The organism is Streptomyces sp. P17 (assembly GCF_032436805.1).
In the GTDB taxonomy this organism is placed as follows: Bacteria; Actinomycetota; Actinomycetes; order Streptomycetales; family Streptomycetaceae; genus Streptomyces.
Genome location: NZ_JAVRBF010001015.1, coordinates 1 through 262 on the forward strand (window position 1 = coordinate 1; position 262 = coordinate 262).

Below are 262 nucleotides of genomic sequence, written 5' to 3' on the forward strand. Positions count from 1 at the left end.
CTCGGTCGCCCTCACCGGCGCCACCCCTGTCTTCGCGGATATCGCACTCGACGACTTCACCCTCGACCCCGAGGACGTCGAGGCGTCCATCACCGACAAGACGGCCGCCATCATGCCGGTGCACCTGTATGGTCACCCGGCCAAGATGGACGCCCTGCGCGCCATCGCTGACAAGCATGGCCTGCAGGTGTTCGAGGACGCCGCTCAGGCGCACGGTGCGTCCCTGAATGGGACGCCGGTGGGCGCGTTCGGCACGTTCGCG

1 protein-coding gene is annotated in these 262 nt (G+C 68.3%); it reads left to right on the forward strand.

The window, feature by feature from the left end; genetic code table 11:
• The coding region (locus RMT89_RS43775) for a DegT/DnrJ/EryC1/StrS family aminotransferase (protein WP_315889325.1) at positions 1-262 on the forward strand (262 nt) is incomplete at both ends.